18 protein-coding genes are annotated in these 23,543 nt (G+C 47.7%); 4 read left to right on the top strand and 14 right to left on the bottom strand.

Translation table 11 applies throughout. From position 1 onward, the window contains the following. Positions 1–144: 144 nt before the first annotated feature. The gene (locus IEV98_RS06470) at positions 145–1,566 is read left to right on the top strand and encodes a Gfo/Idh/MocA family protein (RefSeq protein ID WP_188505060.1); all 1,422 of its coding nucleotides are present in this window, start codon (positions 145–147) and stop codon (positions 1,564–1,566) included. Between the two features lie 8 nt (positions 1,567–1,574). On the opposite strand, the gene IEV98_RS06465 is transcribed toward IEV98_RS06470, so the two are convergent. The 8 genes from IEV98_RS06465 to IEV98_RS06430 form a co-directional block, all read right to left on the bottom strand. Continuing rightward, entirely contained in the window at positions 1,575–2,729 is a 1,155-nt protein-coding gene (locus tag IEV98_RS06465; RefSeq protein ID WP_188505059.1) for a methionine aminotransferase, read from the bottom strand. A gap of 20 nt (positions 2,730–2,749) precedes the next feature. Continuing rightward, the gene (locus IEV98_RS06460) at positions 2,750–3,124 is read right to left on the bottom strand and encodes a helix-turn-helix domain-containing protein (RefSeq protein ID WP_188505058.1); all 375 of its coding nucleotides are present in this window, start codon (positions 3,122–3,124) and stop codon (positions 2,750–2,752) included. A gap of 233 nt (positions 3,125–3,357) precedes the next feature. After that, positions 3,358–3,576 (bottom strand): hypothetical protein, encoded by a 219-nt coding sequence (locus tag IEV98_RS06455; RefSeq protein WP_188505057.1) that lies wholly within the window; start codon positions 3,574–3,576, stop codon positions 3,358–3,360. Positions 3,577–3,847: 271 nt separating this feature from the next. Next, positions 3,848–6,442, bottom strand: a complete 2,595-nt coding sequence (locus tag IEV98_RS06450) for a TonB-dependent receptor (RefSeq protein ID WP_188505056.1) — start codon at positions 6,440–6,442, stop codon at positions 3,848–3,850. Positions 6,443–6,637: 195 nt separating this feature from the next. Then, the gene (locus IEV98_RS06445) at positions 6,638–7,537 is read right to left on the bottom strand and encodes a sulfite exporter TauE/SafE family protein (protein WP_188505055.1); all 900 of its coding nucleotides are present in this window, start codon (positions 7,535–7,537) and stop codon (positions 6,638–6,640) included. Positions 7,538–7,703: 166 nt separating this feature from the next. Continuing rightward, positions 7,704–8,951 (bottom strand): YeiH family protein, encoded by a 1,248-nt coding sequence (locus IEV98_RS06440; protein ID WP_188505054.1) that lies wholly within the window; start codon positions 8,949–8,951, stop codon positions 7,704–7,706. A 35-nt stretch (positions 8,952–8,986) separates the two neighbouring features. After that, a complete protein-coding gene (locus tag IEV98_RS06435; RefSeq protein ID WP_188505053.1) occupies positions 8,987–10,417 on the bottom strand; it encodes a phytoene desaturase family protein in 1,431 nt (476 codons plus the stop codon). 10 nt (positions 10,418–10,427) lie between these two features. Beyond that, complete coding sequence (locus IEV98_RS06430) at positions 10,428–10,580, bottom strand: DUF1731 domain-containing protein (RefSeq protein WP_188505052.1); 153 nt, start codon at positions 10,578–10,580, stop codon at positions 10,428–10,430. Between the two features lie 34 nt (positions 10,581–10,614). On the opposite strand from IEV98_RS06430, the gene IEV98_RS06425 reads away from it, so the two are divergent. After that, positions 10,615–11,751 (top strand): acetyltransferase domain-containing protein, encoded by a 1,137-nt coding sequence (locus tag IEV98_RS06425; RefSeq protein WP_188505051.1) that lies wholly within the window; start codon positions 10,615–10,617, stop codon positions 11,749–11,751. Here IEV98_RS06425 and IEV98_RS24415 read toward each other — a convergent pair whose 3' ends face one another. The 6 genes from IEV98_RS24415 to IEV98_RS06390 form a co-directional block, all read right to left on the bottom strand. Beyond that, positions 11,752–12,999 (bottom strand): DUF1684 domain-containing protein, encoded by a 1,248-nt coding sequence (locus tag IEV98_RS24415; RefSeq protein ID WP_229738606.1) that lies wholly within the window; start codon positions 12,997–12,999, stop codon positions 11,752–11,754. Positions 13,000–13,339: 340 nt separating this feature from the next. Continuing rightward, complete coding sequence (locus tag IEV98_RS06410) at positions 13,340–13,636, bottom strand: hypothetical protein (protein ID WP_188505050.1); 297 nt, start codon at positions 13,634–13,636, stop codon at positions 13,340–13,342. A gap of 25 nt (positions 13,637–13,661) precedes the next feature. Further along, positions 13,662–14,234 carry a DUF417 family protein gene (locus IEV98_RS06405; protein ID WP_188505049.1) on the bottom strand — a complete coding sequence of 191 codons (573 nt, stop codon included), beginning with the start codon at positions 14,232–14,234 and terminating at the stop codon, positions 13,662–13,664. An 81-nt stretch (positions 14,235–14,315) separates the two neighbouring features. Further along, positions 14,316–15,194 (bottom strand): helix-turn-helix domain-containing protein, encoded by an 879-nt coding sequence (locus tag IEV98_RS06400; RefSeq protein ID WP_188505048.1) that lies wholly within the window; start codon positions 15,192–15,194, stop codon positions 14,316–14,318. Between the two features lie 49 nt (positions 15,195–15,243). After that, positions 15,244–15,888 (bottom strand): hypothetical protein, encoded by a 645-nt coding sequence (locus tag IEV98_RS06395; RefSeq protein ID WP_188505047.1) that lies wholly within the window; start codon positions 15,886–15,888, stop codon positions 15,244–15,246. A 109-nt stretch (positions 15,889–15,997) separates the two neighbouring features. Then, entirely contained in the window at positions 15,998–19,489 is a 3,492-nt protein-coding gene (locus IEV98_RS06390; RefSeq protein WP_188505046.1) for a DEAD/DEAH box helicase, read from the bottom strand. 200 nt (positions 19,490–19,689) lie between these two features. Between IEV98_RS06390 and IEV98_RS06385 the strand changes: the two genes are divergently transcribed. Both IEV98_RS06385 and IEV98_RS06380 read left to right on the top strand, forming a co-directional pair. Then, positions 19,690–20,067, top strand: coding sequence for a hypothetical protein (locus IEV98_RS06385; protein ID WP_188505045.1), 378 nt, complete (start codon positions 19,690–19,692; stop codon positions 20,065–20,067). A 274-nt stretch (positions 20,068–20,341) separates the two neighbouring features. Next, complete coding sequence (locus IEV98_RS06380; protein ID WP_188505044.1) at positions 20,342–23,530, top strand: SusC/RagA family TonB-linked outer membrane protein; 3,189 nt, start codon at positions 20,342–20,344, stop codon at positions 23,528–23,530. Positions 23,531–23,543: the final 13 nt, after the last annotated feature.

The raw sequence follows: 23,543 nt of genomic DNA, 5'->3' as shown, positions 1-23,543 counted from the left end.
AACTCAAACTTCATTAAAACAACATCCAAAAATTCAAACAAACGGTTGCGTTGCTCCAAGATTTTGATAACTCCGCAAACTGTCCTATACTTGTTCAGCAAATCGTATGATATACATGGCAGTTGCCATCCAAAATAACCGAATATGAAGTATAACCGCAGAAATTTCCTGAGAAACGCTACCCTTCTTTCCGGAGCGGTGGCTGCACTGCCCGCTGTAGCGCGTGAAGCAAATCACGACAGCCGCTTGGGGGCAACTGAATCCCAGCCAACGCGCCCGCAACGTTTCAACATGAGCGGTTATGCCGCTCCCAAAATCGATAACGTCCGCATTGGCTTCATCGGTTTGGGTCAGCGTGGCCCCGGTGCCGTGAACCGCATGTCGCGTATCGAAGGTGTTGAAATCAAAGCCCTGTGCGACAAGGATCCCGCAAGGGCAACGAAGGCGCAAGGTATCTTGGAAAAAGCGGGCCTCCCTAAAGCTAAGGAATACTCCGGCGAGGATGGTTGGAAAGACATGGTCGCCAACGAGGAGCTCGACCTGGTATACATCTGTACACCATGGGACTTGCACACCCCCATGGCGGTGTTTGCCATGGAGCACGGCAAACACGCGGCAAGCGAAATACCAATTGCCATCACACTGGATGAGTGCTGGCAATTGGTCGAAACGTCAGAACGGACGAAAAAGCATTGCATGATGCTCGAAAACTGTTGCTACGATTTCTTCGAGATGCTTACGCTCAATATGACCCGCCAAGGCCTATTCGGTGAAATCTTGCATGCCGAAGGTGCCTATATCCATGATTTGCTGAGCCTCAATTTCGATAAAAATGGTTATGCCGATATGTGGCGATTGAAGATGAATGCCAAGCATAACGGAAACCTGTATCCGATGCACGGCCTTGGCCCCATTGCTCAATGCCTCGATATCAATAGGGGGGATAAGATGGATTACCTGGTATCGATGTCTACCAACGATTTCATGATGGCAGATACAGCTGCGGCAAAAGCAACCGAGGATCCGTTTTTCAAGCCCTTTGTTGGCAAATCATACCGTGGCAACATGAACACGACACTAATTCACACGGCCAAGGGAAAGACGATGATGGTGCAGCACGATGTTACCTCGCCGAGGCCTTACTCCCGCATACACCTAATCAGCGGCACAAAGGGGGTAGCATCCAAGTGGCCATCGCCCGAGCGGATCGCGTTTGGCCACGATTGGGTGAAGGATGAAGAGCTCAAGGAGTTGTATACCCAATATACTCCGCCGTTAATCAAACACATCGGGGAAATGGCCAAGCAGGTAGGCGGACATGGCGGCATGGACTTCATGATGGACTGGCGATTGATCGATTGCTTGCGCAACGGGCTTCCGCTCGATATGGACGTGTATGATGGCGCTGCTTGGAGCAGCGTGATCCCGTTGAGTGAACAATCGGTAACCAATCGCTCGCGATCCCTGGACCTGCCGGACTTTACCCGCGGTGCCTGGAAACAAAACAAACCCGTAAACCTGACCCTGGAAGGTGGAGCGACCACAGGGGTAAGGAAGGTTGGATAACGTCGCATTTAAAGCGCTACTACTTTACGCAATCGTTCAACCGCTTGTGCCAACGTCTGTGTCTTCTTCGCAAAGCAGATGCGGATGAGGTGCTGATTTCGCGTATCATGATAAAACGCCGAAATTGGAATAGTAGCCACACCGTGTCGTGCGGTCAGCGCTTCACTGAAAGCTTGCTCCGGTAATTGGCTGATCGCCGAATAGTCGGCGAGCAGGAAGTACGTGCCTTCACAAGGCAATGGACGAAAGGGTGTAGTTTCCAGTGCCTCAATCAGGAAGTCGCGTTTCTCTTGAAAAAATGCACTGAGCGCTATGTATGCATGATCGTCACGCAGAAAATCCGCCAGTGCATATTGCACAGGCGTATTCACACTGAATACATTGAACTGATGTACCCTTCGAAATTCTGCTGTAAGCTGTGGTGGCGCCAAACAATACCCCACCTTCCACCCCGTAGTATGGTATAACTTACCGAAAGAAGCAACGACAAACGCACGCTCGCGAAGCGTTTCATAGTGCGCAACGCTTACATGCGACCGCCCATCATAGACCATATGCTCATATACCTCATCACTCAAGATATAACAGCTGGTATCACGGACAATACGGACAAGCTGGCGATAGTCGGAATCCGCCAAAACACGGGCCGTCGGATTGCTGGGGGAGTTGACAATGATTAATCTCGTCTTGTCGGTCACTAACAGCTCCACAGTTGCCCAATCGACATGAAAATCAGGAGCCAACAAGGGCACCGCCTTGGGTATGCCACCGAATACGCGGACACTGGGTGCATACGAATCATAAGCCGGCTCAAACAGGATTACCTCATCCCCCGGATGAATGAGCGCAGCCATCACAGTAAAAAGTGCTTGGGTAGCCCCTGCGGTAACGGTAATGGCGGTATCGGGGTCATAAAATACCCCTTTAGTGGCAACCACCTTCGCGCTGATCTGTTCGCGGAGCGCTATTACCCCCGCCATGGGTGCATACTGGTTATACCCTGCTCGCATGTACTGCGATACCAACGAAACGAGCCGCGGCGAACAATCAAAGTCGGGAAAACCCTGTGAAAGATTAATTGCTTGATGCCGAGCCGCCAATTGCGACATCTTTGTAAAGATCGACGGGCCGGTATCCGGCAATTTGGACGTAATGGTATTCATTGGTGCATCGTTAATTCTATCTAAACGGCCCGGTCCTCCCGAAGGATTTCCCGATAAAAGCGGATGCTGTCTTCCAACTGTGCGATATAAGCCTCTTTATCCGTAATGATTTTGTCGTACAACACTTTCTCTTCATTCATGACTCGGATCAGGTCTTCATTATTCCCCTTATTACTGCCATCCAATAGGTCGTACGGCGCCACGCCCAATACATCAGCAATCTGCCCTAGGCGATCGATATCAATACGGGTAATGCCCACCTCAATATTCTGATAGGTTTTGAGGGCGACATGCAGTGCCTCCGCCATATTGGCCTGTGATAAGCCTCGCCCTTTCCTTAGCTGCTTTATTTTTGCCAAAATATCCCGTTGCGCCATATTGAACCGATTAGGCATGAATTATAAGTGTCCTACCTTTGTTGCAGAAGCAAAGATATTATTTTTCACCTAAAAAGACTACTGAATTAGTAGATTATTTATGTTGTATTCACTAAATAACTACCACACAAAGTTTTCGCTTATTGTTTTAGTTAAAAGCGGTGGGGTATAAGACGCGACAAAACTTATAAAATCTATTCAACAAATAGATTTTATAATTACACAGAAACGGTTTGGTAGATTTAGCGCAACTATTCTTCGTAGACCTGCGTGGCGTCGATTCCCAGGCTTTCGAGTGCTTTGATAATATCCAGCGCTTTGATATTAATCCCCTTTAATGAAAGTAAAAAATGGTTGGAAAAATAATCCATGCACCAATCGACAACACTCGGCACCTCGTCCAGATAGTGCGAAAGCTTTTCCAACTGTGACGGTGCGCCTACTGACGTTTCAAACTTCAAGGTTTCCATGGCAAGCTCTTTTAAATGTAACTACTAAACAATTATTTCCTCTCACCTGTCCTTAGGCCAAGCTGGAGCCTTGACCAAACATCTATCCCGGTTGATCATTACTTTGCGTTCCTTCTTGGCAAGGCCCAGTGTGGAATGCAAAAAAGCGGGCCAACAAGTTTGCAAAAAAAACCGATAATACAAAATAATAAGCAAACAAAAAGTGCGGGAGGCACGAACAATACGCACCTTCCGCACTTTTTGGCATGGAAAATACAATTTTTGGCGGATACTAAAAAGCATACCGCAACGTAACACCGTATGTTCTCGGATCGCCCAATACCCCTGCATAGTGACCTGCGTTTCCTCCACCCGGCAATAACTGTTCGAAATAATCGGTATCGAACGCATTCCGTACCCATAGGAAAAGTGATGCTCCCGCTATCGTTCGGAAACCCGCGCGCGCGTTCAACAACGTGTAGCCATCCACGACAAGATACGCAGAGGGTGATGGGTTGGAAGAGAACGATGAACGGTAGAAGCCATCCAATGCAAAAATAAATTCTCCTGCCTGCCCCAGGAAGTCTACTGTTTTCGTTGCGGCTTCCCCACCAAACGAGGCCGCCCACTTGGATATACCGGGCAGCTCACCGCCCGATATGTCCTTAAAGGTAGGGCCGCCGGTTTCTTCCAACGGTGGCGGGGCGTTAACGAACGTCACGTATTTGCCGTCCGTATAGGCGAGTGCGCCATAAATGGAGAGGAAATTATTAAACCGTATGTTGGCGTCGAATTCCAGACCTCGGACGCGTATTTTTTCTGCATTGGCTAAATATCCGCGATTTACAGCTAAATCAGCGGCTTGCACCTGTGCTTGGTAATCGGCTACATCGGTATTATATGCGGTCAGTCCCAACGATACATTGCGTGTGGGCTGCGCTTTCACGCCAACTTCATAATGGCGTACCCTTTCCGGCTTGATTACAGCCAGTTCGAGCATGGTTTGCCCATTTTCCCTGGGCAAGCCACCCAGGTTCAGTCCTACGGGTCTGAATCCGGTTGAGAATGTTGCGAATGTATTGATTTTATCGGTCGCTTTAAAAGCCACCGTCAATTGCCCCGAAACGTCCGTATCGTCGATATCCGCTTCGAATGCCTGTGCGCTGTACACCGTATTTTTTATGGCCAATAGATCGGGGTCATCGGTTTCTAAACCGCCATAGGTCTCCCGGCGGAAATTCACCGATTTATCGTCATAATTCAGCCGGATACCCGGGAGCAATCGCAGACGTGGGGTAATCGCCCAGTCCACCTGTGCAAACACCGCCCCGCTAAAGGTTTTTAGGCTGGGGTAGGTTTTGATTCCATATCCCTCCAACAGGCCCGGTGTCTGCCAAAGTGGGCTTTCCGAATTCTGCGAGAAGCGCCATTGATCCCTTCCTGACTCTTCGGTATGTGCCGGGTCGGCATTTAGCGATTGTCCGAACGCAAAAAGCCCAACGACCGCACTTAAGTTGGGCGAGAAGTCTCCTGCCCAACGCACCTCTTGCGACCATTGTTCGTGACGCGATGGGGCTTGTGACAGTGCAAGGCCTTGCAGTCCCGTGAAATCGCGATCATTTGAAGGCATCCAATTCCAATACCGCCAAGCCGTGGTGGATGTCAGCGTACCCGGCCCGACCTTTACATCCACATTGGCCGAAACACCTCCCAGGTCCTGCCCAGATTGCCACGGGGTATCGTGGTCTATCAGCCGGTCAAACGGATTGCGACTTGGCAGCTCGTATCCCAAGTCGGCGATAATTTTTTCAAACTGCCGATACGCCGATCGCTGGGTCGGTGCCACCCCAGCAAACACCTGGGCATAGCCATTCGGCCGCTGGCGGGACGCGTCTCCTGTCACCAATACCTGCAAATTCTCCGTCGGCACATATAGGAGTTGTCCCCTGAGCCCAACGTTATTCAGGTCATTCAGGCGTTGTTGTGTAGCCACATTGTATAGCAGCCCATCCCGTTGGGTACCGCTGAATGATAAGCGTGCAGCCAAATGCTTGGTCAGCGGACCGCTCACGGATGCCTTTGCCTGGATGAATCCATAATTTCCATAGCTCAGTTCGGCCCTGCCTTCCGGCGTGAATGTTGGCTTTCGGGTGGTGACATTGAATGCCCCCGCTACGGTATTTTTGCCAAATAAGGTCCCCTGCGGACCGCGTAATACTTCAATCTGCTCGATATCGATAAAATCAAGTGTCGTTGCCGCCGTGCGTGCATAATAAACGCCATCCACGTAGAAACCAACACCGGGATCTATGCCGTCATTGGTAAGTCCGAATGTCGTACCCAGCCCGCGTATGCTTAATCCCGTATTGCGTGGATTGGAGGAATACAACTGCACAGTAGGCACCAGTTCCTTTAGGCGATTTACATTAAACGCTCCCGCTTCGTCGGCCAGCGCACCACCGATTACCGAGACCGGAATCGGCACATCAAGAAGCAATTCCCGCCGACGCCTAGAGGTCACCACAACCTCGCCCAAACCTGTTGCGCTGCGTTCCAATGCGATCGTAGCCGGGCTTTCCGTTACCACTACCTCTTTCGTAGCATAGCCGACGTAAGAGACGATCACCGTCAACGGCAGCATCTGCCCCGTCACGAACAGAAACTGCCCGTTCCTGTCTGTCTTGGTCATGTGGGTGACACCGGCAAGCTGCAGCGTGGCTCCGGCCAGCGGATCCTGCGTATTGGCATCCAGTACTACGCCCTCTAGTGTAGCATTGATCAATGGTTTGGTCTCTTGGGCATTAGCAGATAACGCTACCCCTAGTTCCAAGGCTACGAGGATACACACACCCAGTACCTTTAGTTGAATACGTATTGGTTTTAACATCGAAAATCAGCTTACTTTTGTATCGTTAAGACATTGAACGAAAATGCATCACAAGCATTTTATCGTGCAGCGCCGATGCAAAAGTATACTGATTTAGTAGACATTAAAAGGAAGAAAAGATACCTGTAATAGGAAGAAAATATGCGTGTTGCAGCGGAGGCTAGCTAAGGACGCTGAAGAACGATGCTTCGGCTATCAAGAAAATGCGTTCAACAACGAATACAGTGAGGTGATCATAATCAACAATCCTACAATGACAAACAATGTCTTTTGTGGAATTTTTTTGGTTATATATGCCCCTAATGGCGCGGCCAGGCTACCCCCTAGAATCAATCCTAGGATAATCTGCCAGCTTTGGATGCCGGTAAAGTAAATCAATATGCCCGCAGAAAAATACGTTACAAAGAATTCAGCAGTATTCACCGTACCGATTACCTTGGCCGGCGCATTTCCTTTGCTGATCAGATTGGACGTCACGATCGGTCCCCAGCCTCCACCGCCTATGGCATCCAAAAAACCACCGAAAGCAGCCAGTATGGGGGCATGCTTCACATTTCGTTTTATCTCGAGCTTCTTCCGCACCGATTTCAATAAGATTATTGCTCCTAAAATGAGTAAATATGCATTGATAAATGGTCTAATGTAGCCACCATCAAGGACAGTCCCCAGTAAAAACGCACCCAGTGACGCGCTAAGTACCCCTGGAACGATCAACTTGAAAAATAACGGCTTATCAAAATTACCCAATTTAATATGCGACAACCCAGAAACCCCGGTGGTGAATACCTCTGCGGAATGTACGGCAGCGGAAGCCAATTTGGGGGAAAGGCCGTACCCAAGCAGTACCGCACTCGATGTCGCGCCATACGCCATCCCGAGTGCACCATCGACAATCTGCGCAATAAACCCAGCCAGCACAAACCAAAAAAACGTAGAATCCACATGCCAATCACTCACGCTAGCGGTAGGAAGGTATTTTACCAATACAATGGCCACCAACACGAGCTTGAGAAAAACCATTCCAATGGAAATATGTCTTGCAGTTATTCTATTAGCGGTGAAGTTGATAACCTTGGCTCTTACGGATTGAATCATTTACTTTTACTTATGTTGCGCTCGTTGTGTCTACCGCCTATTATTAGCAGCCTACAAACATACGGAATCACTCATAATCCATCAACTAAGTAGACTATTATTTTTCCAAAATTGTGATAAATCCCCCCTGGCGCTTCCTAAAAAGCGGGTATCCCGTTGCGACAGGTTACCCGAAAAGCCACCACGCAACGGCCAGCGTAATCAATATGTTAAACGACTGCGCGATTAAAAAGGCCCAAAACGGCTTGATACTATTATGGTCTAATAGTTCCTTAAAATTCGTTTCCAGACCGATGCTGGTAAACGCCAAGGCAAACCATACCCCCTGAATTTCCTTAACACCGCCCTTTACTTGGGTCACGGTTGCCGCGTCCAGCACGAATGAAAACAGCAGCGATGCGCCGATAAAACCCAATACAAACTTGGGAAAACGTTCCCAAATGATTGCCAGACTCGGCTTTTCAACCTGTTCGCCTTTCGGGGCACCTCGATATGTCCAATAGATTGAGATGGCTAAAGCAGCGATGCCCAACAGCACATTCTGCGAAAACTTCACAATGGTACTGATTTCCAGTGCCCGTTCGCCCACCAAACTACCGGAAGCCACTACCGCACCCGTGGTATCGATACTGCCACCCAGCCAAGCGCCGGTGACCTCCTGTGAAAGCCCGAAAACCTTGGCGAGGTAAGGCATCGCAATCATCATCGGTATGGCGGTAATCAACACCATCGATACCACGTATGATAATTTCTTCGAATCTCCTTTGATCGCACCCGAAGTTGCAATCGCAGCGGAAACTCCACAAATCGATACGGCACTGGAGATCATCATGGTCAACTCGTCGTCTACCTTCAGTTTACGGCACAGCCAAAATGCGAAATACCATACCGACAGGACAACAATGAGTGATTGCACCAAACCCAAAGATCCTGCCTTCAGAATATCCGAAAAAATGACGCGTGTGCCCAAAAGCACCAGCCCGATCTTTACCAGCAATTCTGCGTTCAGGGAGTCCCTGAACCATCGGGGCAGCCGGAATAGGTTCCCGATCAATAAACCGATCAATAAACTAAAAATCACCGTCTCTAACCCCAACTCATTCAAAAACGAGTTTCCGGACAAGATCAATGAGCCGAGTGTCAAGAGAAATACCAAGGGAAATCCCAAAAACTGGGATTTGACGGGTTTTCCGGTAATGAAAGCGCCAATAATGACGATGACATAAGCAAACAAGAACTGAAAAAAAACACTGACCCCATTGGTAGCGGTAAATAACGACACCAATGCTGCCCCGTCATTCCATTCATACATGGGGATCGGAATAGACAGCCCCCAAACAGCCAGTAAAATAATGAGAAAGCCCAAAAATACCACGGCCCAATCTTCGGTAAGTTTTATGTTTGATGATGACATAACAAAATAAAGAATAGTTAGATAAAAATAGTTAGCTAAAAAATGTCTTTCAATGCCTGCGTAGCTGCATAGAACCCGCCCATTCCATGCACACCTCCTCCCGGCGGCGTCGATGCCGAGCAAATATAAATACCTTTGGCCGAAGTGCGATAAGGGGATAACCCAAGTATGGGGCGGTTGAACAACTGGGCAATATTGACGACCCCGCCATTGATATCGCCGCCGATATAATTCGGGTTATAGGCTTCTATTTCGGCGGTATTCAAGGTATGCTCAGCCAATATGGTATCCCGGAATCCCGGTGCAAAGCGTTCCACCTGATCGGTAATTGATTTGGTCATATCCTTTGTAGCCCCATTCGGCACGTGGCAATAAGCCCAACCCGTGTGTTTTCCCATCGGCGCGCGTGTAGCGTCAAATACACTTTGCTGTGCAAACAGCACAAATGGCTTGTCCGGATACTGACCTCGCCATACCTGCCGTTCTCCATAGGCTACTTCTTCAAATGTTCCGCCCAGATGCACCGTGCCGGCTTTGCGTGCGGCTACGGCAGCAAACGGTGCCGGCTCACTCAATGCCCAATCCACCTTGAATACGCCCATGCCATACCGATGGCGCTTCAGCTGCCACCGATAAAGCGGAGATAGCCTATCACCACATATCTTAAGCAGTTGCTGCGGCGAAGTATCGAATAATACCGCTTTCGATTCGGGCAAATTGGCAAGTGCAGTCACGGTTGTATTCAGCTGGATTACACCTCCCAGTGACTGAAAATATTTCTTCAGCGCATCGGCAATATTTTGCGATCCGCCCTTTGGAATGGGCCAACCACCACGGTGGCCAGCTATGGTAAGCACAAATCCGATTGCCGAAGCGGTGAGGGATTCCAATGGAATCATGCTGTGGGCTACGATACCCGACCACAGACCGCGGGCCCCCATGGTACGGAAGCGAGCAGCAATCTGCCTTCCCGATTGAAGGGATTTCAGTCCAAATTGTGCCAAGGCAACTGGATGTCGTGGGATTTTCAGCATCGGGCCAAGTACATGCGTATCAATCCGCGGCCAGCTTTCGATCAATGGTTCAAAAAGCCGACGATACGACTCGCCATCTTCTCCCAGTCCAGCAGCGGTTTCATCCAGTGACTGATACAGCGCCGCCGCTGTGCCGTCATCAAACGGATGAGCCGCCAACACTTCGGGATGGAGGTATTCAAGGCCGAAATCACGTAATGGCAGCGAACGCAAGAACGGCGAGGTTGCGCCCATCGGATGGACCGCCGAGCAGACATCATGGTGGTACCCCGGCAACGTTAACTCAGCCGTACGCATTCCGCCGCCCACGGTATCTTTCGCTTCCAGCAGCAGCACATGGAGACCTTCTCGCTGCAAGGTAATGGCAGCGGCGAGCCCATTAGGACCAGAGCCGACGACAATGGCATCATATGATTGGTGTGATGAACTCAAATGGAAGTGATTACAGGGCTAAATTACGAAATGCATCTGTTATTTCCGGAAAATCAAACTGAAAACCTTCTTCCGCTAATGTTTTTGAAACAACCCCGCTGCCCAACAATACCAATTCGGCCTCGGCGCCAATCAGCCAGGTCCCGAATTTTTCAAATCCCATTTCTTATCCGTTCTTTTGTTAAAACGATTAGGTGATGTCGAACGCAAACAGCTCTCGAATCCAGTCTATAGACTTCGTCCGCGGCGTAGTCATGATCATCATGGCGCTCGACCATATCCGTGACCTCTTTCACGAATCCGCTCTCCTTGAAGACCCTACAAACCTAGCGACAACGACGCCAGCGCTGTTTTTCACCCGATGGATCACACACCTGTGTGCGCCGATATTTGTCTTTCTTTCGGGCACCTCGGTATACCTCTCCTTCCGAAGACCCGCTGATACCAGTACCACCAGAAAATTACTGATTACGCGAGGGTTATGGCTTATCCTGCTGGAGTTTACCGTGGTGAATTTCGGCATCTGGTTTGACATTCATTTTGAGGTATTCCTTGCCCAGGTCATTGCCGCCATCGGTCTGGGTTTGATATTATTGGGCATTTTGCTTGGTACCCCACCCCCTATACTCGGCTTGATTGGGGTATTCATAATAAGTACATATAGCTTCTTTCCGCTATCCCAGCTTGTCAATCCCGGCCTCATTCCCCTCCCTTGGGGTAGTAATTTGCTTGTGGGCTATCCCCCGATCCCTTGGATCGCCATTCTTTTGGTTGGTTATTGGGCGGGGACGTTAATGGAGTTGGATAAGGCAAAACGCAGCCGGACTTTTCTGCTTATCGGTGTTGGCTGTCTGGTTAGCTTTATACTGGTCCGGTTAGTCAACGGTTACGGCGATCCCGCGGCATGGGGCATCCAGAAAAACGACTTGTATACATTCCTTTCCTTCATCAATGTAACCAAATATCCGCCTTCATTATTGTTTGATTTATTGATGCTGGGCAGTATGTTTCTGCTGCTCAGCCTTGCTGAAAGGCTCAGCGGACGGGTATTTGGGATAGTTAAGCTATACGGCAGTGTCCCGCTCTTTTATTACCTGTTGCATTGGTACATCATCCATTTACTACTCTTCCTCGTGCTGTTTTTCCAAGGCTTCACGGTTGCCGATTTCAGGTTCGGTTTCAATTTCGGTCGCCCGGAAGCACCCAGTGGTCTACCACTATGGGGTGTGTACGCGGTGTGGGTAGGTGTCGTGGCGCTGCTTTACCCCCTATGCCGTTGGTACAGCCGCTATAAAAGCACCCATAAAGAAAAGAAATGGCTGCGTTACCTGTAATTATTGCCGTCGTAGCCGCTGTTCCAAATATAACTGCACTTCCGCATTGATCAAGTGGTAGGCATTGGCTTCCTGCTCAGCAAGCCGGTCGGTAAAAAGGATGCCATAGAGGTGATCGGTCTCATGCTGGAAAACCACCGCGGTAAAGCCCTCTATCATTTCCTCGTGATGTGTACCTGCTATATCCTGATAACTGAGCCGTATGGTATAATTGCGAAGCACCTGCCCCATCGTATCCGGTATGGACAGGCAGCCTTCCAAGCCTTTACGCAGCAGCTTGGATCGCCAGGTGATTTTTGGATTGAGGTATAGTTCCAGCGGTTCGTCCGGTTTGTCGAAGCGCTGCACCCAGATGACGTTTCGGTTGATGCCCACCTGCGGAGCGGCGATGCCCACACCGGGATGCAGCGAATCCGTCACGGCAAGGTACATCCGGTTCGCGAGGAGCGGTAGCAGTGTATCCTTCGGATCAATATCGTTGGATAGCGACCGGAGGATACGGGTTTCTGCAGCTACGGTATCCTGGATTACCCGCAGCAGTTGCGCGGTATCGCCAGCCAGGATAAGATCACGTTCCGCCTCGGTCAGCGGCTTCGGCGGCACCGACGGCTGCGGCCGTTGCCGTATGGGGCCCGTGTAGTTCTTTTCACCCGCCTTGATTGCGATGGGAAGCTGGTTTTCGGCAGGCGGCACAGGGCAGCGGTATCCGCCACTGTATGCACAATATGGATTATACGCAGTATTGAAATCGATGGCAATGCGACCATCGTGAATATCCGTCACGGACAGATCGATGTATCGGCCCCCACCGTAGGTTTCTCCGCCATTGGTTTCATCAGTGAAGGGCAGGAAAAGGTGGTTGCGGTACGCGGGGCTGACAAATAAATCTGTACTCCGGTAGATCGTCAGTTCGGATGCTTCCCCATCGATACTGAACCGGGCTTTGGCATACCGTATATACTCCTTGCTCGTACCATCGGAAGTCGGCATCCGGAAAGGCAGTTCATTCAACAGCAGTTCGATGGTTGCCTGTACACGATAGCCGCTGTCGGGCTCGTAATGGTGTAGGTATTGGATATCTGTTTGTTTCAGTGGAGCAGTCGGGTCTTTTGCAAAGTGATCCAGCTTGGCCTGCCGCGATGCCAGCAGACTGTCCCGGTAGGTTTGCGCCTGGCCCGGCGCAATCAGTATGAAGCAACATACCGCATAGAGAAGCCCTTTAAGGCGTAAGTCGAAAATCCGTTTCATGCTAGCTATCGTTGGTTTCACAAAGACTTATCATCCTGAATTTGCGCCATCAATTCTTCAAGTTCTCCGTTCGCCAAGGATTCTTTATCACCCTTATCATAAATAGGTAAACGATAGCTTCCGAGACGTGGACATGTGTAATCACACGGGCCCCTCCACTTTTTCCTTTACCTTTAGCAGAAATCCTCAATCGAATTTTATAACACGATTTACCCATGGTGTGCCCTGAATTGGGCTTATTTCCAACTCGTCGATGAAATTTTCAAGATCACCTCTAAAAGATGGATACTTTTTATTTAATTTTTTCGCTTCCTTCTGAAAGCGATCGGTCAGAAACAGGTTATAACTCATCGAGAAAAGCTCTAGCAGACTTAAGCTGAACTTTCCCTTTCTTAGCCAAATTTACTTCTTCAACAGCTTCTTTAATTCCACTTATTAATGCTAATTTCTCCTCATCTTCTTGTAAAAACGAAATGAGTTCTTTTTTCTTGTTCAGCGGTAACTGACGAACGACACTCACCAATTGACTAAAAGAAATATTGATATCGACATTTAAGCGTGCACCGGCAGCCATGATAAATCGTTTGATACAAAAATAACCTATTTTTTCCTTTTTCGCAAAATGTGTCAAATTCACAACGGAAAAACAAATACCAAAACCATCAAATACGCTTCAATAACCGTTGGGCGGCCTCCGAAGCGATTAGCAAACCAGCCGCCATCATGATCACATCTTTCAGCACCAATCGACCGGCACCCGAGAGGTAAGGGAAACCATAATGTGGCGTCGGGAAGTCTCCGCCTAAATTGGGCACATATACCTCCGGAGTCGTTATCAGAAATGAAAGGGTCACGATGGACATCACGAATGTCAGCAACCCGCCGACTATTCCGATTCCGGCCGACCAGATCCCTGCCAACACAAGCAGCCCAATGATGACGATCACGGTTCCCAGTCCGTAGGAAAACCAATACGTACCATTGGCGCTATGCCATTCGATGTTTTTCATTACGGTTCTTCCCTCCGGGTTCTTATATTGTTGATATTCCGGAGCATCTTTTGTGTAGAAAAAACTCATGAACGGACTATTCGCCACAAAGGGAACAATGCCGTCAGCTTCGTATTGAAAGGCCTTCAATCCGCCGATCCAAGCCATCACGATAAAAATCGCGACCCTTAGAAAATTCACAAAGATCCGTTGGCTATCGGCCAAAAAAAGCAGTAGATTTTTCATCAGATTCACTCGTTTTTTTACAACGCGAAGATACAAGGGTATGAAGACCTGGGAAATGGACAAATCCGTATTTGTCATGAACTATTTTGAAGCCACGATCGAAATGCCGACCTGTGCCCGGAATTCGGATGGCGAAACACCGACGTTCTTTTTGAAATACCTGCTGAAATAGTGCTCATCGTCGAAATTCAGTTTCAGGGCAACCTCCTTTACCGACAAGTATGTGAGGTGCAGCAATTTTTTTGATTCCAAAACCACACGCTCCTGGATGAGCGTGGAGGGCGACTTGCCCAGCTGCGTTTTTATCTTTTTACTGAATGTTTCCGGGCTGATATTCAATTGGCTTGCATAGAAATTCACTGATTTTTCGTCGGAAAAATGTGCTTCCAATAACTCCTGAAACAGCGACCCTTCATGCATCTGGGCTTTGCTTTTTAACGATACGAAGTCGATATGTTTCTTTTTAACCTTACTGGATAAGGCTAAAATGAGCTGCAGATACGATTTGATTACTGCGTCTGAAAAATGAGAGCTATCATCCAACTCCCTGTTCATCTCTTGGACGATCTGCTCAATTTTTAAATAGGTATCGCTATCCAAAGACACAAAAGGTTGGAGGTAGATGTTATTGAACAAAAGCCCATTGCAGGCCACTTCCGCTTTATGGTATTCGATGCAATAAAAATCGCCATGAAATAAGATCCGGAAAGCCGACTTCGGAAAAGGTCTTTTCCATTCGATATGCTGATAAGGACTCAAGAACAATAACGAATGGGGCGAGGTTTTATAAGGTGTGAAATCAACGGCAATTGTTACCGGATCCGGTAATAATATAATTTGGTACAGCGGACTGTCTTCTGGATTGGGGTGAGCTTGAGGGTTGAAGGAATCGATATTAATAACGGACTCTACCGCATTGAGCTGCTTCTCATTTTGTGGTTGAACAATCGAAGCTTGCATATGATTACCGATTTCATGTAAAATTAGGAAATATTGACATAATACAAAGTCAACTCCCCCGTTCTCGGAAATGAAGTCGACCAAGATACATCTTCAGCGTAAGCTTGCCGGCATTGATCTGCTGATAAAGCACCTGTTTCACACACAACGGCCGCAGCTGTGGCGACCATCGGCATCGCTTCTCCACTTCACGGTAAATATCGAGCGCTAGCCGATCTTGTTTAAAAAAACCCAGGGCGATCAACCTGCTTATCGCCTGCTCACACCGCAATCGGATTTCAACTATTTCTGAAATGCTAATGCGTCTTTTCCGCTCAAGAAAGCTTAGCTGCTTCGGGCCTTTTTCTATCTTCCATGGGATGGTTATGGCAAAGCCAGTCTGTTTAGCCTCTTCCACACGCTTCACGCGGATAATCCGTTTCTCAAAATGCCCAAAATCATCCTCACCCAATTCGAGTTGTTTCGGCGTTGAACCATTAAAAATATCGGACAACACGTCCTGATCATCGTTATTCAATCGCGATGCGCTGGATATGATTTCGTAGTCGGAAAAATAATAAGGCGGTTTACTCATCAAGAAAGACACTTCTTCGGCAGTGTATTGGTACGCTATCCGGAAATCCACGTATTTGTACCATTGCTTGAAATCGCTTTGATCAAGCATTCCGGCATACGAGGTTATTTTAGGTTCCATAACATTGAATAGTTAGTTGGTCCCCTCCAAGCACCCCACCCCATGCGGAGTGGGGATGTCAAGAAGGGTTCAAACACATGAAAGGTTACTTAGCCGTATCGCAAACGTTTTAATCAAACAATCGCAACAAATCGTCTTTGTTCAGGGCTTTCAGCACGCTTCCATCTGTTTGGATAAGCGAATCTGCTAATGCTTTCTTGCTGGCCTGCATGTTGAGGATTTTCTCTTCGATGCTATCTTTGCAAATCATCCGATACGCCATTACATGTTTATCCTGCCCGATACGATAGCATCGGTCGATGGCTTGTGCCTCCGCGGCAGGATTCCACCATGGATCGAGGATGTATACGTAGTCGGCTGCCGTAAGGTTCAGTCCTGTACCACCGGCTTTGAGGCTGATGAGGAATACACGACAGGCCTCGTCGTTTTGGAATTTCTCCACTTGGGCCTGCCGTTGGTCGCCCGGCACTTTCCCATCCAGGTAGGCATAGGAAATACCGAATGCTTCAAGCTCGGCTTTCATCAAGCCCAGCATAGCGGTGAACGATGAGAATATCAACAATTTATGCCCCTGTGTCTTTTCGAGGACATGCTCCTTCATCTCGTCCAACTTTGCAGATACATTGGGTAAATTCTCACTTTTTATCAGCGAGGGAGAATTGCACACTTGACGCAATTTCATCAACCCTTCCAATACAAAAAACTTCGCCTTATCCATTCCCTCACTTACTTTACCTTCCAATTCTCCGCGGAAATATTTGCGATAGCGCTCATATATTTTTCGTTGCTCCGGCAGCATGTCACAATAAAGTACCATCTCCGTTTTTTCCGGCAGGTCTTTGGCCACCTGTGCTTTGGTACGCCTTAGCAGAAACGGCGCAATGATCCGTTGCAACGATTCCTTAGTCTCCTTGCTGGCCGTACCGTCGCCAATACCCGGGAAATTTTTCTTGAACTGGCCGTATGTGCCAAGGAAGCCGGGGTTAACAAAATCCAGCTGAGCAAAGAGATCCGCTATACCGTTTTCGATAGGTGTACCCGTCAATGCGAGCCGGTACTCCGCCGGAACAGCCTGCGCACATTCGAAACGCTTGGATAGCGGGTTCTTGATGGCCTGGGATTCATCCAAGACCAAGTAACTGAAATGGTTGGCTTGAAGCATTTCAACATCCCCGATCAACGTTCCATACGTAGTAAGCACCAACTGGCCCGTCTCACAATCGAGCTGAGCATCACGATTGGTTCCGTGGTGCACAATTACCGGTCGATGCGGGACGAATTTTTGGATTTCCTGCTGCCAATTGAACAAAAGCGAATTAGGAACAACAATCAACGACGCCGGCGCTTCAGGCGATTGCTGGTAGTGGTAATCGAGTAACGTGAGAATCTGTAGCGTCTTACCTAAGCCCATATCATCGGCTAAGATGCCTCCCCAGCCGAATTCGCGGAGGAAACCCATCCAGCTGAATCCCATTTCTTGGTAGGGGCGCAGCACCGCCTGTACGGTTTCGGGTTTGGGTAGCGGCTGGATTTTATCGAGGGATTGGAGCTTAAACTTCTTGAAACTAGCATCAAATTGAAATCTATTGAAATCTTTTCCTAATTGCTTTATCGTAGTAAAATGACCACTATGTATTTTAAAGCCACTACTTCTTATGTCGCCTAGTACCGAAAAGTCCAACAAGAGTTGCTTATCTTGTCCCGATATTAGCCCGATAAGCTCATCTTTCAATTTTATCTCTTGGTCTCCCTTTTTAACTGCAGATATCAATTTAGAAAAAGTAATAGGCTGATCGCCAATAAATGCTTGCAATCGAACGTCAAACCAACTATTCTTCAATGTGACATTTATAACCACGTTGATGTTCCGTACTTTAACGTTAAACTTTGCAAGACTGTCGGCTAGGTGAATACGAATTTGATTATCTTCTAACTTAGCGATCATTTGACCGAACAAATAACTTTTCTTTATATGACTCAGAGGCAGATAAAAAAACCCCTCCTCTACTTGCCATTCGAAATCAGGATGTAAGGCAATCAATTGCTTCTTAAAGAGGGATTCAGAAAGTCTATCTCTTACAAACACTTGTTTTCCGTTTTCATTCTTGTCAAAAAACAAGGTCCCTTTGGTCAATGGATTTGCCTCAAACCCATATTCGTAGCAAACTGATGGTTTCATGACCAAATAGTCTCCTTTAATATACAACTTAACCTGTCTGCTTATTGCTTGAATTGGAACACTAGAAGTAAATTGCTGTGGACTGTCGGCACTCAAGGAAAGATTAACACTATAAAACTCAGCCAGGGGAATCAAATACGAGTGTTTAAAATTTTCAAAATCTTCAGGAAAAACAGACATACTGAAATGCGAATACCGAAAACAATTGATTGTTCTCTCATCGCGAACCGAAGACGCAATGAAAATTTCTCTATAGGGAAGTGACAATAGGAAATAAGAATCCCAACTTCCCAAGAATTCAAAGTCTTTGATATACTCTTCCCCCTTATACAACAGCATTTTCAACTTAAAAACGATGCCATCGTATGACAATTCAAAGCAGATGTCCAACGGAGTGGTTGACATGGAAGACTTTCGTCCAGCATATCCACCCACGCGATGTCTTGAAGAAATTCCGAAATCCTGTCGGAAACTAATCACATCCTGTCCATCAAGCTCAACTAAGGCCTTTTTCCAAAGATTTAAAAGAACTGCTTCGATAACCGAATCATGGTCAATTGCTTCATTATAAAAAGCTATGTTCTTTTTAAAATCAGCCTTCGTCCGCCCGGCCTCTTCATTTTCAAGACTATGCACAAGAGCAAGCATTTCTTTGGAAATAGCATGGAGAAATGAATCCTTTTGGGAGAGGTTAAATGGAGTGAGCGACAATGTTAACAAACTAGATTTTTGAATATCTGAATACGATTTATCACTATTTCCGCCTTTTGCCGGCACAACGCTATAAGGTAACAAAACAGGCATAAATCCGGTATTAGCACAATATTGGAGTCCGTATACCAAACTTCTGGAGCGATCGAAAAATCGCCCACCGGAATGGATACTGCCAAACCCATCAGTCTGCTTTTTTCCGAAGAGGGCATTATGTGGCAGCAAAGAGCTTTTATCTTTGCTGTATTCAAACCAAACGTCGTTATGACTGACTGAAATATCCACAAGTTCGGGATGAGGTATTTTCGAAAGAAAATCATGCGACAGTTTATGAAAGGGGAACGACACTTCTGAAAAACTTCTCATTAGATAATATGCGTGACTGCATAAACCGTCAACACATCCATCGCAGGAACAGCCTACCCGCAATCCTTCATCACCTACCGAAACATATACTTCTATTTTGTCTTGATTGAAAGTAGCCTTTTTGATCATTACTCGACTACTTTTATCAAATTCGGTTTCACCATAATAGATATAGTGAAAGTTTGGCTTACCTCCTAGTAAGAAGCTATCAATTACCTTTTTGTGTATAGTCTTCTCATTCGCATTGTCCCAAGGAAGTAAAAAATAATTCGATGCATTCCGTTTTTCGGTTGTCTTCTTTTGCGTCTTCGCAGATTGCAGGCTTACAGATGATTGTTCACTCATGATAGATAATTAGGTTAGTTTATGAATATTCTGTCCCTTTACAGTACATTTCCGCTGTAAAGACAGTCTTCTCTTGGCAGCGGAGAGATCGATAAATCCCTCTTCTTTGGAGGAATTTACCTAAGTTTGTTCATACTACCGCAAAGATAGTATGATTATTTTATACTTTAAAACGAAAAGTAGAATAATTTCATATTTTTATGAGCTTATCACACAACGAGCGGTTATTTCAGGTATTTGAACACTTGAAATCATCCAGCAGAATAAAGACATATATATCCTTTGGGGAACTCATCGGTGAAAATAAAGCCGGTGTAAATGATCTGAAAAACGATCGAAAAAAGGTGACCATTGAACATTTCTTCAAGCTGAAAAACTCATACCCCGAACTGAATACAGACTACTTGATTGGGGTCTCCGATGAGCTGCTGCTCCCGGATTCGGACGGCAATGGCCATTACGCTCCGAAAGCCTCCACGCCGCAGGGCGATCAGCAAGCGGTCATAGCTGCACTACGCGAAACCATTGCTTCCAAAAATGAAACCATTGAGGCACTGAAGTCGCTGCTTAGCAAGTAGCCGCTTCTGCCATGGCTAGATTAGGCCGTGTTTCGAAATGAATTGTACTTTTTTCGTCATATCTGAAAAAGAATTGAATAATTCGTATATATCCATTATTTTTGTCGACTGATTTAATAGACAATAATATGGTCACTGATTTTACACGAAGTCGTCGCTGCGTAACAAGCAATTTACCCGTTTACTTCCCGTCGCATCGAATGCGAATGTGCTGCTAATCCCGGCAGCTCTACTTCTACGATTTTTTTACTATTAATCTTCAAGCATTAATTCCATGAACAAGAAAACTTGTGTGGGTATCTTTATATACCTCATCTATTTGGTGGCACCGCTGATTGCGTTTGGCCAACAAACCGACATTACAGGCAACGTAGTCGATGCCCAATCCAATGCACCCCTCACGGGTGTATCCGTATCGGTTAAGGGAAAAGCCCTTTCGACCCAAACGGACGAACAGGGTGCCTTTGTACTACGCAACGTGTCGCCTGCTGATATTTTGGTCTTTTCTTTTGTAGGTTTCAGCCCTTATGAAACCGCTGTCGGCCAGCAACAAACGCCGCTGCAGGTCGCACTCACCAGCATCAGCGAGGATCTCGACGAGGTCGTCGTGACTGCGTTCGGTGTATCCCGGGCAAAAAAAGCGCTCGGCTATGCCGTACAAGACGTGAAAGCGCAGGAGCTATCAACCCGCCCGGCAAATGCACTCGGTGCGATTTCGGGTAAAGTAGCCGGGCTGCAGATTATCCCGTCCGGCGGCAACATCGGTGGCTCGACCCGCGTATTGCTGCGCGGTATCAACTCGATCAGTGGCAATAACCAACCGCTTTACATCATCGATGGGACTCCGATAGACAATACCGATCTGAACAGCTCGTCGACGATAAATGGCAGTGCCGGTAAAGATTTCGGAAACCTCATCCAGGACCTCAATCCCGATGACATCGCCAACATCTCGGTGCTTAAGGGTCCTTCTGCGGCCGCACTATATGGATCGCGGGCTGCAAATGGTGTGATTCTCATTACCACGAAAAAAGGGGAAGGGCAGGACAAATTCAATATCACATTGAATACAGGGTTTGAGCTCGAAAATATTGTCCGGCTGCCCAAGCGCCAGCAACTGTATGGTCAGGGCTACTCCACGGCGTTCGGCACGGCCACCATCAATGGCCAGGAGTATAATATCGTCGACTACGCGTCGGACGAAAGCTGGGGCCCCAAGCTGGATGGTACGCCGGTGCTGCATTGGTATAATCTAGATCCTGAGTATCCGGCCGACTACCTGAATCCCCAACCTTGGCTATATCCAGAGCACGACGTGTCGTATTTCTTCCGTACGGGTATTTCCAACACCAACAACCTGGCGATATCCGGCTCATCGGGCAGTACGGCATACCGATTGTCTTACACCAACCGTAATGTAAGGGGTACGGTTCCCAACTCCAGTTTGGGCAGAAATACTCTTAATTTTTCCGGATCGACAGATTTTGGACGTTTAAAAATATCCAGCAACCTCAACTATACACACAATAATACATTGGGCCGACCCTGGGGTGGTGCTTCAAACCGAAATATCATCCTCGAAGCGTTCCAATGGGGCGGTGTACAGGTCGACTACAAGCGGCTTGCTGACTATCAACGTCCGGATGGTACACCGCGGGCATGGAACCGTACCGGCTATCAGGATACGCCAGCAGCAGAGGCTACGCGATTCATCGACAACCCATACTGGTCTGCCTATGAAAGTTACCTCGAGGAAAAACGCGACCGCCTTTATGGCAATATCGGACTTACACTCCAAGCCACGGATTGGCTCGACCTCTCCGGCCGTGTGCATGGCGATATCTACACCCATCAATTCCAAGACCGTATTGCTGTTTACTCGCGTTCGCAATCCCAGTACCAAGAATACAGCAATCATTTCAATGAATACAATTATGAATTTATCGCGGCAGCCAATAAGCAATGGGATCAATTTTCACTGTCGGGCAATGTAGGTGGCAATATCCGCGATCAGCAGCGCAGAATCACCGACGGTACCACGCAAGGTGGCCTGATTGTGCCGTTGTATTACAACCTGAAAAATGCACCTGCCGTGTTGAACAATAATGCATTCTACCACAAACGGGTATATTCGCTGTTCGGCAGTTTCTCAGCCGGCTGGAATGATCTTCTTTTTGTAGACGGAACGATACGCAATGATTGGTCGTCTACCCTGCCCACTTCAGACAATTCTTTCCTGTACCCCTCCATTACGGGAAGCTTCGTCTTCAGTGAGCTCCTGCGGGATATCCCCTACCTCACATTCGGCAAGGTGCGTGCCGGATGGGCACAGGTCGGAAATGATACAGACCCCTACCAATTGCAGCAGGTCTTTGAAGCATTGCCTGCATTCAGCGGAAATCCCAACTACAGCCTCAGCGGCACGTTGAATAATGCATTGCTTAAACCCGAGATCACCAGCTCCTGGGAAACCGGTCTTAATCTCGTATTCTTCAACAATAGACTGGGTCTCGATGTTACCTATTACGACAACATCAGCAAGAATCAAATACTTCCGGTACCGGTATCTGCCGCCTTCGGCTACGATGCGAAAATACTGAATGCCGGCAGGGTAACCAACAAAGGCGTCGAGGTGACGCTCACCGGCACACCCGTCAGAAACAACATGTTTGAATGGAATAGCACGGTCAACTGGTCAAAGAACCGAAATCGGGTCGATCGGCTTGACGAGGGTGTGAATACGCTTGAATTAAGTAATTCGCTGGTAACACTTGTTGCCCGCGAAGGCCAACCGTATGGTCAGCTGCTGGGTTATGATTTTGTATACGCCCCAGATGGACAGCGGGTAGTGCAGGAAGATGGCACCTACCTTAAGACAACACAGTTGGTTCCATTGGGGAGTGTCTTACCCGACTACCTGCTCGGATTCCAAAACCAATTCCGGTTCAAAAACCTGACGTTTGGATTCCTCATCGATGGGCGCGTGGGCGGCAGCTTCTTCTCACAGACCTATAAGGTAGGCATGTATTCGGGCATTCTCGATCGCACCGCGGCAAATGGGATACGTGAAAATGGTGTGGTAGTGGATGGCGTCAAAGCAGACGTAGTCTTCAACCCCGATGGCACCTATACCGTATCCAATCCGCAGCCCAATGACACCCGGATCACGGCACAGGACTGGGCGCGCAATGAATACAACGGACCGACAACGTTCAGCGTATTTGACGCCACATTCTTTAAACTCCGGGAGGTCACCCTCGGCTATCAGTTCAACCTCAAAAATAACATCGGCATATCTCGCCTTGATGTTAGCCTGTATGGGCGGAACCTCTGGAATATTTACACGAAAAGCAAATACATCGATCCTGAGTTTACCAACAGTGGCGGTAACGTACAGGGTATAGAAGGTGGCAGCATTCCTGTACCGGCTACCTATGGATTAAACGTCACCGTAAATTTTTAACCCGATAAACAGT

It is taken from the genome of Parapedobacter pyrenivorans (assembly GCF_014636865.1).
GTDB classification, from domain to species: Bacteria; Bacteroidota; Bacteroidia; order Sphingobacteriales; family Sphingobacteriaceae; genus Parapedobacter; species Parapedobacter pyrenivorans.
The sequence above is the reverse complement of the archived record's forward strand: the minus strand, read 5'-3'. Positions and strand labels throughout refer to the sequence as shown.